The sequence below is a fragment of the Phycisphaerae bacterium genome (genome assembly GCA_035275405.1).
Taxonomy (GTDB): domain Bacteria; phylum Planctomycetota; class Phycisphaerae; order UBA1845; family UTPLA1; genus DATEMU01.
The window spans coordinates 57,888-73,887 of the sequence record DATEMU010000007.1; the positions used below are offsets into that span (position 1 = coordinate 57,888).

Annotated in this window: 14 protein-coding genes; 8 read left to right on the forward strand and 6 right to left on the reverse strand. The window is 61.9% G+C overall.

Features of this window, described 5'->3' with window-relative positions; all coding sequences use genetic code 11:
• The first annotated feature begins 48 nt into the window (after window positions 1-48).
• Together VJZ71_09510 and VJZ71_09515 are read left to right on the forward strand one after the other, a co-directional pair.
• Complete coding sequence (locus tag VJZ71_09510) at window positions 49-309, forward strand: hypothetical protein (protein HKQ48291.1); 261 nt, start codon at window positions 49-51, stop codon at window positions 307-309.
• Window positions 306-3,074: a 2-oxoglutarate dehydrogenase E1 component gene (locus VJZ71_09515; GenBank protein ID HKQ48292.1), complete on the forward strand. Its 2,769-nt coding sequence runs from the start codon at window positions 306-308 to the stop codon at window positions 3,072-3,074. Before VJZ71_09510 ends, VJZ71_09515 begins: the two co-directional genes overlap by 4 nt.
• A gap of 23 nt (window positions 3,075-3,097) precedes the next feature.
• Here the strand turns inward: VJZ71_09515 and VJZ71_09520 are convergent, their stop codons facing one another.
• Entirely contained in the window at window positions 3,098-3,562 is a 465-nt protein-coding gene (locus tag VJZ71_09520; protein HKQ48293.1) for a GNAT family N-acetyltransferase, read from the reverse strand.
• Window positions 3,563-3,634: 72 nt separating this feature from the next.
• Between VJZ71_09520 and VJZ71_09525 the strand changes: the two genes are divergently transcribed.
• Entirely contained in the window at window positions 3,635-4,375 is a 741-nt protein-coding gene (locus tag VJZ71_09525) for a queuosine precursor transporter (protein HKQ48294.1), read from the forward strand.
• Window positions 4,376-4,494: 119 nt separating this feature from the next.
• Here VJZ71_09525 and VJZ71_09530 read toward each other — a convergent pair whose 3' ends face one another.
• Both VJZ71_09530 and VJZ71_09535 read right to left on the reverse strand, forming a co-directional pair.
• Window positions 4,495-5,664: a deoxyguanosinetriphosphate triphosphohydrolase gene (locus VJZ71_09530; protein HKQ48295.1), complete on the reverse strand. Its 1,170-nt coding sequence runs from the start codon at window positions 5,662-5,664 to the stop codon at window positions 4,495-4,497.
• A gap of 17 nt (window positions 5,665-5,681) precedes the next feature.
• Entirely contained in the window at window positions 5,682-6,260 is a 579-nt protein-coding gene (locus tag VJZ71_09535; protein HKQ48296.1) for an HIT domain-containing protein, read from the reverse strand.
• Between the two features lie 66 nt (window positions 6,261-6,326).
• On the opposite strand from VJZ71_09535, the gene VJZ71_09540 reads away from it, so the two are divergent.
• The 3 genes from VJZ71_09540 (at window position 6,327) to VJZ71_09550 (ending at window position 9,579) form a co-directional block, all read left to right on the forward strand.
• Window positions 6,327-7,142 carry a type III pantothenate kinase gene (locus VJZ71_09540; protein ID HKQ48297.1) on the forward strand — a complete coding sequence of 272 codons (816 nt, stop codon included), beginning with the start codon at window positions 6,327-6,329 and terminating at the stop codon, window positions 7,140-7,142.
• Window positions 7,139-8,269 (forward strand): GTPase, encoded by a 1,131-nt coding sequence (locus VJZ71_09545; GenBank protein ID HKQ48298.1) that lies wholly within the window; start codon window positions 7,139-7,141, stop codon window positions 8,267-8,269. Before VJZ71_09540 ends, VJZ71_09545 begins: the two co-directional genes overlap by 4 nt.
• Before the next feature lie 188 nt (window positions 8,270-8,457).
• Complete coding sequence (locus VJZ71_09550) at window positions 8,458-9,579, forward strand: hypothetical protein (GenBank protein ID HKQ48299.1); 1,122 nt, start codon at window positions 8,458-8,460, stop codon at window positions 9,577-9,579.
• 22 nt (window positions 9,580-9,601) lie between these two features.
• Here VJZ71_09550 and VJZ71_09555 read toward each other — a convergent pair whose 3' ends face one another.
• The 3 genes from VJZ71_09555 to VJZ71_09565 form a co-directional block, all read right to left on the reverse strand.
• On the reverse strand, window positions 9,602-10,900 hold the full coding sequence (locus tag VJZ71_09555) for a GAF domain-containing SpoIIE family protein phosphatase (GenBank protein ID HKQ48300.1): 1,299 nt from the start codon (window positions 10,898-10,900) through the stop codon (window positions 9,602-9,604).
• A 110-nt stretch (window positions 10,901-11,010) separates the two neighbouring features.
• Window positions 11,011-12,426 (reverse strand): hypothetical protein, encoded by a 1,416-nt coding sequence (locus VJZ71_09560; GenBank protein ID HKQ48301.1) that lies wholly within the window; start codon window positions 12,424-12,426, stop codon window positions 11,011-11,013.
• A gap of 58 nt (window positions 12,427-12,484) precedes the next feature.
• Complete coding sequence (locus VJZ71_09565; GenBank protein HKQ48302.1) at window positions 12,485-13,777, reverse strand: GAF domain-containing SpoIIE family protein phosphatase; 1,293 nt, start codon at window positions 13,775-13,777, stop codon at window positions 12,485-12,487.
• 295 nt (window positions 13,778-14,072) lie between these two features.
• Between VJZ71_09565 and VJZ71_09570 the strand changes: the two genes are divergently transcribed.
• Together VJZ71_09570 and VJZ71_09575 are read left to right on the forward strand one after the other, a co-directional pair.
• On the forward strand, window positions 14,073-15,065 hold the full coding sequence (locus tag VJZ71_09570) for a MoxR family ATPase (GenBank protein ID HKQ48303.1): 993 nt from the start codon (window positions 14,073-14,075) through the stop codon (window positions 15,063-15,065).
• A 2-nt stretch (window positions 15,066-15,067) separates the two neighbouring features.
• The gene (locus VJZ71_09575; GenBank protein HKQ48304.1) at window positions 15,068-15,943 is read left to right on the forward strand and encodes a DUF58 domain-containing protein; all 876 of its coding nucleotides are present in this window, start codon (window positions 15,068-15,070) and stop codon (window positions 15,941-15,943) included.
• Window positions 15,944-16,000: the final 57 nt, after the last annotated feature.

Sequence of the window (16,000 nt, forward strand, 5' to 3'; positions counted from 1 at the left end):
GGGACAAGGGTGACACGCGCGATTACGTCGGGTTAAGGAGAGTGCGTCATGCTCCTCACCGACCTTCCCAAGGGTACGCCGCTTCGCATTCACGAAACGATCGGCAGTCCCTCCCTCGGAACCTGGACTTCAACCGTGGAGGGCAAGCTGGTGGACTGTTACGTTGAACCCAGCTCCGCACTCCAAAACGACTTCGCCACCAGTCCCTCGGGCGAATATCCGCTCCTGCGACTTAGGATCGAGGAGGGCGATGGCAGCCTGACCGATCTGGTGCTCGACGAACACACCGTCATTGAAAAGATGGCATGAGCCAGGAACCCACCGGACTAAACGACCTGAGCCTCCTCAATGCCGCCTTTGTCGCGCGCCTGTGGGAGGACTACCGCGCCGACCCGCAGTCGGTCTCGGACTCCTGGCAGGCGTATTTTCGAGACTTCGAGAACAACGGCGAGCGGCCCGCGTCCGCGGAGTCGAGCGAAGGGCCCGCGCGGCCATCCGCGCCGGCCGCCACCGAGGCCGCGGTGCTGCAGGACCGCGTCGATCAGCTCATCCGGGCGTACCGGGTGCGCGGGCACACGATGGCGCGGATCGATCCGCTCAACCTGCCGCGGCCGGCGCATCCGGAACTCGCGCCAGAGTATTACGGACTCGGCGAAGCGGACATGGATCGGCAGGTGTCCAGTCGGACTATCGCCGGGCCGCCGCTGCGAACGCTTCGTGACCTGCTCAGCAGGATGCGCAACACGTATTGCCGCTCGATCGGCGTGCAGTTCATGCACATTGACGACCTGGATATCCGCCACTGGATTCAGGAGCGGATGGAAGGCGCCGAGGGCAGACTGGAACTCACCCGCGAGGAGCAGCTGAGGATCCTCTCGGCCCTGACGCGGGCGGTCGTGTTCGAGGAGTCGCTGCAGAAGAAGTTCGTCGGGGCCAAGACGTTTTCACTGGAGGGCTGCGAGACGCTTATCCCCCTGCTTGAATCGGCGATCGAGCGCGCCTCCGAACAGGGCGTCCGCGAGATTGTCATCGGCATGGCCCATCGCGGCCGCCTCAACGTGCAGGCGAACCTGATGGGCAAGTGCGCGGCCGACATCTTCCACGAATTTGAGGATCGCGACCCCGCCACGCGACTCGGCGCTGGGGACGTCAAATACCACCTCGGGTACAGCACGGACTGGACGTCCCCGTCGGGCCGGCAGGTCCACCTCTCGCTCTGCTTCAATCCCAGCCATCTTGAGTTCATCAATCCCGTCGCGACCGGTCGGATGCGGGCCAAGCAGGATCGCGTCGGGGACGTCGAGCGGCGGCGCGGGATGGCGCTGCTCCTGCACGGCGACGCGGCCATGGCCGGCGAGGGGATCGTGCAGGAGACGCTCAATCTCAGCGAGCTGCCCGGATACATGGTCGGCGGGACGCTGCACGTCGTCATCAACAACCAGATCGGATTCACGACGCCGCCGCAAGAGGGCCGGTCCAGTCTTTACGCCACCGACGTCGCCAAGATGCTGCAGATCCCGATCTTCCACGTCAACGGCGAGGACCCCGAGGCCGTCGCCTTTGTGGTCAACGTGGCGATGGACTTCCGGCAGACTTTTCGCAAGGACGTGGTGATCGACATGTACGGCTACCGTCGCCACGGTCACAACGAATTGGACGAGCCATCCTTTACGCAGCCGGTCATGTATCGCGCCGTCCGCGAGCGTCAGGGCGTTCGGGAGGGTTATCTGGGCCATCTCCTGCAGCTCGGGAAGCTCAGCGCGGAGGAGGCCGAAGACGTCGCCGTGCGCTTCCGCGAGTCCCTGTCGGAAGCGCTCGCTCTCGCCCGCAGCGAGGAATATCAGCCGCCTGATTTGGAGCCCAGGGGAATCTGGGCGGGCTATCGCGGCGGTCCTGAAGCGCAAGTGGACGACGTCGATACGAGTGTCGACCGAAAGCGCCTTACAGATTTGCTGCGCCGGCTTAACAACGTGCCGGATGGTTTTCAGCGCCATCCCATGCTCGATCGCTTCGTGAAGAAGCGCGAGGACATGGCCGCTGGTAAGATCCCGCTCGACTGGTCCGCTGCTGAGGTGCTGGCGCTCGCAACCTTAGCAATGGATGGGGTTCCCATTCGACTGACCGGCCAGGATTCCGCCCGCGGCACGTTCGGACATCGCCACGCCATCCTTTACGACCATGAGACCGGCGAAGCCTATGTGCCGCTTCGCAATCTTGCCGAGAAACAGGCCCCGGTGGAAGTCTACAACAGTCCCCTCTCGGAGGCAGCCGTCCTCGGCTTCGATTATGGATATAGCCTCGACTACCCCGAGGCGCTGGTCCTGTGGGAGGCGCAGTTCGGCGACTTCGCCAACGCCGCGCAGGTCATCATCGATCAGTTCCTCGTCAGCGCCGAAGACAAATGGCGCCGGCTCAGCGGTATCGTCCTTCTGCTTCCGCACGGTTACGACGGCCAGGGCCCCGAGCATTCTTCCGCGCGCCTGGAACGATGGCTCACGCTCGCGGCCGAGGACAACATTCAGGTCGTACAGCCCTCCACCCCGGCACAGATGTTCCATCTCTTGCGCCGTCAGGTCCTGCGCTCCTGGCGCAAGCCGCTGATCGTGCTGACCCCCAAGAACCTGCTGCGACACCCCGCCGCGGTCTCGACGTTGGACGACCTATCCGACGGGGGGTTTCATCGGATCATCCCCGACGACAAATGCCCGCCGAAGAAGGGACAACGGATTTTGCTTTGTTCAGGAAAAATCTATTTCGACCTGGTCGCGAAGCGCGATGCCTTGAAGCGCGACGACGTTGCGATTGTCCGCATCGAGCAGTTCTATCCCTGGCGGAACGAATTCCTGGAAGAGACGCTGGAGGGTTTTGCGCAGGGTACACCGGCCCTATGGGTCCAGGAAGAGCCGGAAAACATGGGGGCCTGGCCGTTTCTCAGCCGCCTGTTCAAAGGCAATCTGCTGGGCCGCTTTCCGTTCTCCGGCATCCATCGCCCGGCCTCCGCCAGTCCCGCGACCGGCTCGTCGGCCGCTCATAAACAGGAACAAAAGGAATTGATCGACGCGGCCTTCTCGTAACGACAGCCTTGCTGCGATGCGCGCTATAGCACTAACTCCATGAACCGCGCCCCCGGCACCGGATTGATCACGTACGGCTCGCCATCCTTGAACCCCAGCGATTCGTACAGCGCCATCGCCGCCTGCATCGACGGCACCGTGTCCAGACACATCCGCCGATAGCCCGCTGACCGCGCCTCAGCGACGATCGCCTCGGCCAGCTTTCGGCCTATCCCGTGCCCCCGAAGCCCCGGCCGCACATAGAACCGCTTCATCTCGCAGACGTCCTCCCGCAGCTTCTTCATCGCCACGCACCCGGCGACCTCACCGTCGAGTTCGGCGATCAGGATTCGCCCCTCCGGCGGCGCATACCTTCCCGGCAACTCCGCCATCTCCTGATCGACGTCCTGAAACGTCAGATGAAACCCGAGCGCGGCGATGTACTCCAAAAAGAGGACCTTGGTCTGCAAGAGCTGAGGTTCGGCATGTCCCGCCACGATCGAAATCATTGTCGATGGTCCTCTGATGGCCCTGATTATGTCGATTGACGCCACCGCGCACGAGAGGCTTGAATATCCGCCATGCCCAAGTCCCCGCCGCCTCTCGATTACACATCCAAGCCGGTCGCCGCCAACCCCCGCCATTACAAATACTACGACCTCGTCATGGCCGCGTTCGTCACGGTCCTGCTCTGCTCCAACCTGATCGGTCCCGGCAAGACGTGCGTCCTGTTCGGCATTACGTTCGGCGCGGGCAACCTCTTTTTCCCCATCAGCTACATCTTCGGCGACATCCTGACCGAGGTATATGGCTACGCCCGCACCCGCAAGGTCATCTGGGCCGGATTCGGGGCCATGATTTTCGCGACCATCATGGGCCTCTTCGTCATCCACTTCCCTGCCGACCCCGCCGAGCCGTTCAACAAGACGATCCAGCCCGCCCTCGAAACCGTCTTCGGCAACACCTGGCGGATCGTCGTCGGCTCGATCATCGCCTTCTGGGCCGGTGACTTCGCGAACAGCTACATCATGGCCAAGATGAAAATCTGGACGAAGGGCAGGCTGCTCTGGACGCGGACGATCGGCTCGACGTTTGTCGGCCAGTTTGTTGACAGTGCGATTTTTTACCCGATAGCGTTTTACAAGATTTGGGACGACGAAACGATGATCAAGGTCGTCCTTTTCAACTGGGTCTTCAAGGTCTCCGTCGAAGTCGTCTTCACGCCGATCACCTACGCCATCGTCGGCTGGCTCAAACGCGCCGAGAACGAGGACTACTACGACCACCGCACCGACTTCACGCCGTTTTCGTTAAGTGACTGAGCAACGTCTTTATGAATTAACCACAGAGACACAGATGCCCAGAGGATGGACGAGGAGGCTTTTGTTTTCTTCACAAAATACGTCGTCTCTGCGTCTCTGTGCCTCTGTGGTGATCGTCTCTAGCCGAAGTGAAACGGCGCGAACAGTCGCCGGTGCTCCTCCTGGCAATACCGATCCGTCATCCCCGCGATATAGTCGCAAATGACGCGATGCGGACCTTGCTCCGCCACGCGTGACGAATACCGCTCCGGCATCAGCGCCGGTTCCGCCATGTAGGCCTCGAACAAGTCGCGGATCAGCCGACGCGCCTTCGAATCCATCCGCACGACCGTATACGTTCGATAAACCGATTCGAGAAGCAGTCGCCCCAGTTCCTCCATGCCGGTTTGAGTCTGCGTTGAGAAGGCGATCAGTTCCCGATCGCAGCGTCGCACATCGTCCGCGCTCTTCACTCCGTCCTCCGCGATCCGTCGCGCGCTTTCTGCGGCCGCATCCTCCGCCAGGTGCGCCGCGATGCGATCCAGGATTGGTCGGCGTATCGAATGCAGGGGCACATCGGGATGGGCCCGTCTCACCGCCTCCGCCGCCGTCTTCCAGATCGCGCTCTGCGCGAGCGCGGCCTCCGTCAGCACGCCCTGCCCCAGTCCGTCCTCGATGTCATGCAGCGTATAGGCGATCGGGTCCGCCAAGTCCACGATCTGACCTTCCAGCGACGCCTTTGGCCCGCTCTCCACCAGCATTCGCGTCGATTCATCCCGCGCGCCGCCGCGATCCGGCCTGTCGTACCAGGTCTGGTGTTTAATCAGCGACTCGCGGACTTCAAAAGACAAATTAAGCCCGCGAAAGTCCGGGTAAGGGTGTTCGAGATAATCGACAACGCGCAGCGATTGCAGATTGTGCTCGAACCCGCCGTGCGCAGTCATCAACTCCGCCAGCGCCTTCTCCCCCGCATGACCAAACGGCGCATGCCCCAGGTCGTGCGCCAGCGCGATCGCCCCGGCCAGCCGCCCATTCAGTGACAGCAGTCCCGCCAGACGCTGTGCCTGGGCGACGACTTCCAGCGTATGCGTCAGCCGCGTGCGGAAATGATCCCCCACGCCGGTCACAAAGACCTGCGTCTTGTGCCCGAGCCGTCGAAACGCCATGCAGTTGATAATCCGCTGCCGATCCACCTCAAATGGCCCTTGCCCGCCCGCATACGGATCCCCCTGCGCCCGCCCGCGCGATTGTTCATCGCCTACGGCATAGCGTGCGAGCGATCCATTGGGTTTCTCCTCCACTTTCGCCATTCGCTATTCGCCATTCGCTATTTGGAAGGCAGTCCCATGTTCCCCGCCGCTTCTTTCAAGCGTACGTACATCTTGTCCAGTCCCTCAGGGATCACCCGCACATCCCCCAGCACCGCCATGAAATTCGTATCGCCATTCCAGCGCGGCACAACGTGGACATGTAAATGATCCGGCACCCCCGCCCCGGCGCACAAGCCGAAGTTGATCCCGATGTTGAATCCCTGCGCCCCGACGGCCTGCGCCAGGAGGCTCTTGGCGTCGCGCGTCTGCTTCCACAAGTCCCCCAGCGGTCCGTCGCCGAGATCCGCAAAATCAGCCTTGTGCGCGAGCGGCGCAACGAGCAAATGCCCGTTGGTGTACGGAAACCGGTTCATCACCACCATCGTTTCCGCCGTGCGCCACAGGACATGGTTCGCCGCATCGGCCGCCGCCGCATCCCGGTACTCGCAGAAAAAACATCCCCCGGGCTTGTCGCCGGAGAGCGAACGGATGTACTCCATCCGCCACGGCGCCCAAAGGTTGTGCGGGAATTCGCTCATTGCAATAGGATCGCTTTCGATCTGCTTCACCGTACCCTCGCCATGAAATGCCGTCAACGCGGCTCCGTGGTTGGTGTATTGGCGTTTCCTTTCGCTATAATCCGCGCACTTCTGAGGAGCCCCATGGACGACGCCGAAGTCTTGCAGGACCCCCGTTCCGCCGCCAGTCTGCTGATCTTTGAGATCGGCAACTCGCACGTCTCCGTCGCCACCGCCGTCGGCAACTCCATCCGCACGAATCACCGCTTTGCCCGCGACCAGTTCGACGCGATGATCCACCACGCCGACGAAGCCTGGGATGCTCTGCCCGACGATCGCCGCAAGGCCGTCGCCGCCGCCTCTGTCGTGCCCGATGTCCTTGCCGAACTCCGCGGCCGATTGGAGGAGCGTTATGACGACGCGCCGCTCCTGGCCGTCGGCGATGAACTCCACCGCCCCATGTCGCTCGCCGTCGAGGCCCCCGAGACCGTCGGCGTCGACCGCGTCTGCTCCGCCGCCGCCGCCTATGACGTCATCGGCCGCGCCTGCGCCGTCGCCAGCTTTGGCACCGCCATCACCATCGACTGCGTCAATGACGAGGGCGTATTCATGGGCGGCGCCATTCTCCCCGGTCTGGCCCTGTCCGCCCACGCCCTGCACGAAGGAACCGCTGCACTACCCGAAGTCGTGATCGAGCCGACCGGCGCGACGTATGGCGCGACGACCGAGCAGTGCATCCGCAATGGCGTGATTTACGGAGCCGTCGGCGCGCTCCGCGAGATTACCGAGCGCTACGCGACCCAGCTCGGCAGTTGGCCGCAACTTGTCGTCACCGGCGGAAACGCTGAACTGGTGCAGTCGCAGTGCGAGTTCATCGACAATGTCGTGCCCGACTTGTGCATCCGCGGCATCGCCCTCGCCTATCGCCGCCACTTCGCGCCGTTTGAAGAAGCATCATGACCCAGGAGCAGCCCACCATCGCGGCGCTGCTCACGCCGCTGGCGCCGGGGGCCATCGCTGTCGTCGCCCTCGCCGGACCGCGCACCGATGAGGTTTTGGCGAAGATTCTCCGCAAGCCGCGCGACGATCACCCGCTCGCATTAACGGCGAATCGCCCGACCTTCTGCCGGATCTTCGACGGCGAAACACCCCTCGACGACGCCGTTGCGGTCCGAATTGACGATCCGACCCATCCCCGCGCCGAGCTCTGCACGCATGGCGGCGTGCGCATTGCCCAGCGGCTGCTGCAATTGCTCGAACAACTCGGCGCAAGAATTGTGCCCGCGCAGGACTTCTGCGACGCCGTCGCGCTCATCCACCCCATCGAGCGCGACGTGGACTTGGCGCTGCTGCGCTCGCCATCCCGGCGACTGACGCAATGGTTATTGTCGCAGCGCGTGATCCTCCCCCCATTCATGGATCGCCTCGCCGCATTGACGACCGCCGAACGCAACGCGTTTGTCCGCCGAAGCCGCGCGGCGATTCGCCTGCTCCAGGGACTTTCCATCGCCCTCATGGGTCCGCCCAACGCCGGGAAAAGCACGCTCGCCAACCGCCTCATCGGCCGCGATCGCGTCATCACCTCCGACATCCCCGGAACGACGCGCGACTGGGTCTCCGAAACTGCCTTCATCCAGGGCTGGCCGGTCACCCTGACCGACACGGCGGGCATTCGCGAGACCGATTGCGCCATCGAGACCGAAGCCATCGCCCGCGGTCGAGCCCAGGCCCACCGCGCCGATGTGGTGCTCATGATTCTTGATGCAACGACACCCGCCGCGGAGCAACATGTAATTTTCGAACGATTGACAACTCTGCTACCACCGGAAACCCCGCGCCTCATCGTGCTGAACAAATGCGATTTGTCACCTTCTCCCTTTCAGGGAGAGGGCCGGGGCGCTCTGGACTCGCCGTGGCGAGGTGATGGTTTGAACACACGAGGGCTGCCCACTCACGTTATTTCTCTCTCCGCCCTTACCGGCTTTGCTATTGATGCTCTGGAATGTCAGATTGCAGCGTCTTTCAGTCTGGACGGGCTTTCCGACTCGATCCCCACGGGCTTCCTACCCTCTCATGTTGAGACGTGATATACTGGTTCACGTTAGCCGTCGATCGCTAAGGGCCCACCATGAACGACACCGCCGTCAAAGAAGCCGCCGCGTTCACATTTTGTCCGAAGTGCGGAAGTTCGCTTGTCGAGGGTCGCTGCACAAAATGTCAATGGACAATACCGGCGCCGGCCTCGTATTCGCCTGGTGTGCCCAGGCGGCGTCGCATGGAAATCTTGATCGGCTCACTGGCGCTCGTCCTTCTCGTCAGTATCGGGCTGAACTTCCTCTTGAATTTCGATTCGATGGTTCAATGGTTGCCGGCGGACGTGCTCCTCTGGATGGACGATGGCAAAGGTAATGCGTCGGCCGATCTGATACGTCGACTTCGCGACGGAAAGCTGTCCGACCGCCAGCTTGCCAAACTCGTAAGCCAACGGATCTCCGATCCCCGACTCGTATTGCGATCGCCGTTTCCAGTGGGTCACGAACAAGTCGTCCACATTGAACAGAATTGCCGCATGCCGCTGGATAAGCTATCCGTTGAGATGGCGGATTGGAGGGTACTCGTCGATGGGGCGGAAGTCTTTAATTCGACGAGCCACGTGAACTTGAAGACAGAAGACAAGGTAACGAAATCCCGAAAGAAAAAGACGCCTCGATTCGGGGAGGGCCAACGCGCGCAGACTGTCACCCTTATGCCGCTGGAAGCGGGAAGCCATTCGATTCAATTAACCGGCGACATGACCGTATTTCGGAGTAAGGAAAACAGAGAGATCGTCTACTGCCGGCCGGTTTCGGTAAACAGGAACCTTGAAATCTCTGGCGACCTGGCGGATTACGCCAAGCCTCGCACGGACTCCCAATTACTCGAACTAATGAGGAACGGGTGTGTGGCCTATTCGTGGTGGGCCGGAAAGGAGGAGGATGAATACCGTAACTACCGCTTGTCGCTCTGGGCGGCCTCGCCAGGCATTCCTTTCATCGCGACGGTTTGGGTCCGCGTGGGTTCCACCGGCGACTTCACGAAAGTCGGGCTATTCACCAATAGGGGCTCTACTTCGACGATCTCTTGGGGAGACCAGTACTCGCTGGTCGATGTCCCTGGAATCTCAGACGCACGCCGCATTCAAGTAAGGCTGACGCCTGACCTTGCCACAGCATTTAAGAATGGGCACCGGGAGTTTTTCGCCGTTATCATTGAATGGGATTCGGTTCCAGTCCGGCATCGCCGCGTTGGACAGTGTCCCAACCCCGCAACCGACGAATATCGCCTGCCGTCTCGTGTGCGAAAATCTAACAACAAAAAGAACGAATCCCCGGCAAGCGAAGGCGACGAAGAAATCTAGACTGCGAAAACTTGCAGCTACGCTACGAAATCTTCGCCACCAATATCGTTCGATCGTCGTCCGCCGACTTGCCCGCCGTGAACTCCGCGACCGACTCCAGCACCGCGTCGATCAGCGCCTTGGCCCCCGGTCGGCACGCTTCGAGCACCTGGTCGAGTCGCTCGGTCCCAAACTGCTCGCCCCGTTCATTCTGGGCCTCGGTGATGCCATCCGTATACAAGATGATCTGGTCGCCGGGGCGCAAGCCTTGCGTCGCCTCCTCGTACGACACGCCGGGAAAAATTCCGAGCGGCACTTGCCCCGCGCCGTCCAGCGACGACATCGTCCCATCGTCGCAATGCTTGAGCCGCGGCGGGTTGTGACCGGCGGACGAATAGGAAAGCGTCCGCGTCGCCGGATCGTAGATGCCGTAGAACGCCGTGACAAAACTGCCCGTCTGACCGGTATACCGCTTGCAAAGCTGCTCGTTCAGGTAGCACAGCATCCGGCACGGCGGCGTCGGCGGCCCCGGCTGCGTGTGGGCGAGGCTGTGCGTGATCGCCATCACGACCGCCGCTGCCGTCCCGTGGCCGCTGACGTCCGCGATCAGGATGCCCCATTTTCCGTCCGCCAACGGGAAGAAATCGTAATAGTCCCCGCCCGCGCGGTGCGATGTTTGATAGTGCGCCGCCAGGTCCATGGTCGGGATCTTCGGCAGCGTCGCCGGAAGCAGCGAACGCTGGATCTCCTCGACCGCCTTCAACTCCCGATCGACCTCGTCGTACGCCTCCTGCAATTCCTGCTTGAGCACGAGGTTGGTTGTCGCCCGGCCGAACAGGTTCGACATCCATACGAGCGTGGGCAGCTCTTCGCGTTCGAACGAATGCGCCTTCTCGCGCATTAGTATGACCATGTTTAGTGCCTTGCCCTGGTCGTACAGCGGCAGCGCGATCAGCGAACGCTGCCCCGCGAAATACTCCGCCGCCGGATCATCCGCAGCGACCTTCAAGTCGTCGATTAACCGCGGCTCGTCGCCATAGAGCAACTCGCCAAGCAATCCGCCGGACAGTCGCGGCAGCTTGTGCTTTTCCTTCCACGGATTGACCGGCTCCTTCCACAGATTGCTTCGCGTAATCAGATACTGCGGCCGCGGCACATCCCGCCGGCTGAGCGTGACCGTCCGGTCGCTCGGCAACAGCTTGCGCATCCGCGCCACGTAGGCCGCGACCATCTGCTGCGGGTCGGTCTGCCCGCTCATCTCGCGCATGGTCTCAACGATATGGTCCAGGCGCTGCTTCCAGTCGCCCTTGACCGCCGTCGGATTTTCCTGGATGGCTTCCACATCGCCTCGCTTGCGGCCCTTGCCCCTATGATAGCCGCCCCTTGCGAGACCGTCCGCTGTTTCTGGCCTTCCACGCCCGCTGATCTATCAGCCGAAGTCGGCGTGGTGTCTCAATTCTGCGGCGCTGAAGCCATGTTCAGCGACTTGTTCAAATCAGCGAGTATTTGCCTGGCGGCCGTTTCATGCCCGAGGGCCGTCCAGTGCTGATCGTACGTGTAATACACCTGCCGACCTTGTGCTGCGTCGTCGCACAGGGGCTGCGTCAAACTGACAAAAGGGATGGATCGCCGTTCGCACCACTCGCGCACCAACGTCTCTTGAACCGGAAACCGGGCCAATAGTTCCGAGATGAGCGCCTTACCTTCCGGCAGATCGAGAGGGTCCTTCTTGAAGCGCATGTAGTCGCGCACGCGATCGGCGTCCAAATGCTCCGCCGCGAGCGGAAACACGACACGCGCTTTGGAGGGCGCGTAGGCAATGATGAGCCAGGCTCCGCCCGATTCGCAGGCCTTCTGGAGCTTCTTGAGGAGCTCCGTCATGATGTACCACGAGCCCTCCAGCTCCAGTTTCTCTCGGCGAACGGCGAGTTCCGTCAGCTGATTTGCGCCGAAGGCATACGCGGGGCCGTCCTCACTCGGCACGCGAAGGGGCAACCACGACATGGACTCCTGCCCCCGATACGAGCCATTTGAACGGAGGGCCCCCATTTTTTCGCAGAGGAATTCGTTGATCTTGAAGACGAGCGCCGAAGTCGCCACGGCCTGCTTGAGCGTCACACCCGCCCGCACCGCCGTCCGTGCGGAACGGAAGTCATTTCCCTCATAAACCATGCAGATGACGTATTTCGGTTTTTTGGGAAGGCCGTAGCGCTCCACCGCCGCCACGTATTCCGGAGGGCCGTACCCGGAGATGCCGAGATTGCACACGCTCAACCCGCTCTGCTGCATGAGCCGCGCCGGCCACGACTCCTCGTCGCGCACGCGCGAGCCCTCGGTGAAAGAATCGCCCACTGCGACGATGTCGCACTGCGCCAGAGCTCTGGCATTACGAAATCCCTCGGTGTCATAGCTCATCACCAACTCGACCGTCCCGTACCCGGGCGGCGTCTGGGGAAACGAGCGCTTCGTTTTGGGCAGGTCTTCGTAGGACCCGCGATAGACGGCCTTCGTCGGTCGGTGATACACATGCTCGTCCGGTGCATAGGGATAGTCCGTCACCGCCCGCAGCACCAGATCGACCGCAAATAGCGAGGGGATCAACCCGATGAACATCGCCAGGACGCTGAATACCCGCCGCTTCTTCACCGCCGGCGTCGGGGAGAAATGCAGAAACAGGAGGATCAACGAGAGGATTCCCGCGACGACGAGCCAGGAAAAATGCGCCCGCGAATAGCGTCCCAGAAGAACATGCTGCTCCCGCGCCACGAGTTTGGCCACGTTGCTCGGTATCGCCCAGGCGATCGCGTTGCCGACGATCACGCCGCCCAGGACCATTCGATCGAAGAACGGGGATCGCAAATCTCTCACGTGCCGCTCCGCAATCGGATCTTGTTTTGCAATGGGTAACTTGAGTCTTCGGGGCTTCCTAAAGCCGCTTCACAATCATCGCCGTCAAATCATCCCCCTGCGCCGTCCCTCCCGCGAACGCAATCACGCGCTCATACAACGCCTCGATGATCTCCTTGCACGGCCGGTCGCGCTTCTCGCGAAGCACCTGGTACATCCGCTCCATGCCGAACTGCTCGTTCGACTTGGAATGCCACTCGAAGAAACCGTCCGTCACCAGCACCATCATGTCGCCCGGGGCCATCGCGAACGTCTCCGGCGCGTCGAATTCGACGTTCGGCATGATCCCCAGCGGCACGCCCCCGGCCGTCAGCTCCATGATTTTGTCCGTCTCGCGAATGTACTTGATCAGCGGCCCGTGACCGGCCGACAGGAACGACAGCGTCGCGTCCTTGGGCGAGAGCAGGCCAAAAAATGCCGTCACAAATCGGTCATCCGGCAAGTCCTCGCACAAAAGGTTGTTGATTCGCGTGACCACCGCCGCCAGGTCGTGCGACAACGAGATGGTCGCGCGGAAGAGCGCGCGGCACTCGGCGATCATCAGCGCCGGCCCGATCCCATGGCCCGTCGCATCGGCGATCGTCATCGCCAGGCAGTCGTCCGGCAGCGTCAAATAATCGTAGCAATCCCCGCCCGTCTCATCCGCCGGCTTGTTCCATCCGGCAATGTCGAAGCCGGCCACCTTCGGCGGCTCCTTGGGAATCAGCCCCTGCTGGATATCACGGGCGATGTTCAGATCGCGCTCGATCCGCTGCTTCTCAGCGTAATGTTCCAGCAGAAGCTGCCGCTGCAGCGCCACGCCGACCTGTGAGCCAAACGTCCGCACCAGCTCATTGTCCCAGGGGTCGAACGAGCCCGCCGACTTGTTCAATACCTGCAGGACACCCACCACGGCATTGTCGAATCCGAGCAGCGGAAACGTGATCATGTTCCGCGTGCGAAAGCCCGTCTTCTTGTCGATCTCCGGGTTGAAGCGCGGGTCCGCGTACGCGTCGGGCACATTAATCACCTCGCCCGTCCGCACGACTTCCCCGGCGATCCCGCGGTCCGCCGAAAAGCGAATCTCCCCCGTCCCGGTCGCCATCCGGCTATACAACTCGTTCTTGTCCTTATCGTAGAGAAAAACGGTCGCCCGTTCGCATTCGAGTACGAACAACGCCGCCTTCTCGACCTTCTGCAAAAGCGGCGTCAGCTCGGTCGTGGACGCCAGATCGCGCGAGACCTCCAGCACCGCCTGAAGATCGGTGACATGCTTGTCGCCGCCGACGGTCGAAGTCGACGATGCCCCGGATTTGGACTTCGGATCGCCCATGCGAGTTGAGGACCCTCAGAGATTCATGTGGCACCGGCTCTTAGCCGGTGCAGTCGATACTTGAAACACCCCTAATGTACCGCCAATCCGCCCCACACGCCATCGCCGTTGCGGCCAATGCCCCCCACGTCTATTCTGATATGTTTAACGCGGCCCGCCCTAATTTCCAGGCCTGACCCCCGTACCGGGGAACTTCGTGACAGGCCCGGTGCGGACGGACCGTCTTGTTTGGACGGGGCTTTTTCGACTATCGCCGCTGAACCGCCGCCGTAATAAACGAGAGGGAGTTTCTACCGTGACGCAACTCGACGTGAAACGTATCGGACCCGCCATCAAGGCCGCCAGTGAGCCGTTCAGCCGCCTCCGCGACGAGATCGGCCATGTCATCGTCGGCCAGGAACAGATGCTGCACCACATGGTGGTCGGCATCCTCTCCAACGGCCACATCCTGCTCGAAGGGGTGCCCGGCCTGGCCAAGACGATGACCGTCTCCTGCCTGGCCCGCGCGATTAACACCGGTTTCGCGCGTATCCAGTTCACGCCCGACCTGCTGCCCGCCGACCTCGTCGGAACGCTGATCTACCAGCCCCAGACCGGCGCCTTCACCGTCAAGAAAGGCCCGATCTTTTCGAACATCATCCTCGCCGACGAAATCAATCGCGCCCCGGCAAAGGTGCAAAGCGCCCTGCTCGAAGCCATGCAGGAGCGCCAAGTCACTATCGGCGATACCACCCATCCGCTCCCCGAACCGTTTCTTGTCATGGCCACGCAAAATCCCATCGAGCAGGAAGGGACCTATCCGCTGCCCGAAGCCCAGGTCGATCGCTTCATGCTCAAAGTGACGGTCACTTACCCGTCGCCCGCCGACGAGCGGCGCATCCTCGATCGCATGGCCTTTACCAACCCCGAACAATCCATCCGCCCGGTCATGAACCCCGACGACATCGTTCGCGCCCGCCAGGCGGTGGACGAAATCTACATCGACGACAAGATCAAGGACTACATCGTCAGCCTCGTGATCGCCACGCGCGATCCCGCGGCCTTCAAGCTTGACCTTAAGGGGCTGATCCAATACGGCGCTTCGCCCCGTGCAACGATCATGCTCACTCTCGGCGCCAAAGCCGGCGCCTTCCTCGCCGGTCGCGGCTTCGTCACGCCTCAGGACGTGAAAGACATCGCCCCCGCCGTCCTCCGACACCGCGTCATCATCAGCTATGAGGCTGAAGCGGAGGAACAAACCAGCGATGACATCGTCAAAACGATCCTCGACCACGTTCCCGTGCCGTAGCCATGGACCCGAAGGAACTACTCAAAAAAGTCCGGCGTATTCACATACGCACGAGTCATGTCGCGAACGATTTGTTCGCGGGGCATTACCACTCCGCGTTCAAAGGGCATGGGATGGAATTTGAGGAAGTCCGTGAGTACCAACCGGGAGATGAGATTCGGCGAATTGACTGGAACGTGACGGCCCGCCAGGGAAAGCCGTTTGTGAAGCGGTTCCGCGAAGAACGCGAACTTACAGTAATGCTCGTCGTTGACGTCAGCGGCTCACAGGATTTTGGCAGTGCTGGGCAACTTAAGCGCGAACTCGCTGCCGAAGTCGGCGCGACCCTCGCCTTTAGCGCCATCAAAAACAACGACAAGGTCGGGCTGATCGCCTTCTCCGATCGCATCGAGCGCTACGTCAAACCCGACAAGGGACTCCGCCACGTCCTTCGCGTCATCCGCGAACTCCTCGCCACGGAGGCGACCGGCAAAGGCACGGACATCGCCGGCGCGCTCGATTACCTGAGCCGCGTCAGCACCCGCCGCGCCGTCGTCTTCCTCATCAGCGACTTCCAGTCCGCGCACTACGACCGGCAACTCCGCGTCGCCAAGCGCCGCCACGACCTCATCCCCATCGCCATCACCGACCCCCGCGAGGCTGCCCTGCCCAACGTCCGCTTCATCGACCTGATCGACAGCGAGACCGGCGAGCGCGTGACCGTCGATACCTCCAGCCCTGCCTTCCGGCTGGAATACGAGCGCCTCGTCGGCGCCGGCGCCGAGACCCGCAAAAGATCCTTCCGCCGCTTCAAGACCGACTCCATCGACCTTGTCACCGGTCAGTCCTTCGTGGACCCGCTCACCCGTTTCTTCCGCGCCCGGGAGGCCCGCCTGTGATCAAGAGTGGAAGTTCATCACAGAGGCACAGAGACACAGGGAAACGAATCCTATTGT

Excerpts from the sequence above, each read along its gene's own strand:
- VJZ71_09510 (HKQ48291.1), top strand. The coding sequence starts at position 49 with ATGCTCCTCACCGACCTTCCCAAGGGTACGCCGCTTCGCATTCACGAA.
- VJZ71_09565 (HKQ48302.1), bottom strand. The coding sequence starts at position 13,777 with ATGGGCGATCCGAAGTCCAAATCCGGGGCATCGTCGACTTCGACCGTC.
- VJZ71_09545 (HKQ48298.1), top strand. The coding sequence starts at position 7,139 with ATGACCCAGGAGCAGCCCACCATCGCGGCGCTGCTCACGCCGCTGGCG.
- VJZ71_09540 (HKQ48297.1), top strand. The coding sequence starts at position 6,327 with ATGGACGACGCCGAAGTCTTGCAGGACCCCCGTTCCGCCGCCAGTCTG.
- VJZ71_09520 (HKQ48293.1), bottom strand. The coding sequence starts at position 3,562 with ATGATTTCGATCGTGGCGGGACATGCCGAACCTCAGCTCTTGCAGACC.
- VJZ71_09530 (HKQ48295.1), bottom strand. The coding sequence starts at position 5,664 with ATGGCGAAAGTGGAGGAGAAACCCAATGGATCGCTCGCACGCTATGCC.
- VJZ71_09575 (HKQ48304.1), top strand. The coding sequence starts at position 15,068 with ATGGACCCGAAGGAACTACTCAAAAAAGTCCGGCGTATTCACATACGC.
- VJZ71_09515 (HKQ48292.1), top strand. The coding sequence starts at position 306 with ATGAGCCAGGAACCCACCGGACTAAACGACCTGAGCCTCCTCAATGCC.
- VJZ71_09525 (HKQ48294.1), top strand. The coding sequence starts at position 3,635 with ATGCCCAAGTCCCCGCCGCCTCTCGATTACACATCCAAGCCGGTCGCC.
- VJZ71_09550 (HKQ48299.1), top strand. The coding sequence starts at position 8,458 with ATGGAAATCTTGATCGGCTCACTGGCGCTCGTCCTTCTCGTCAGTATC.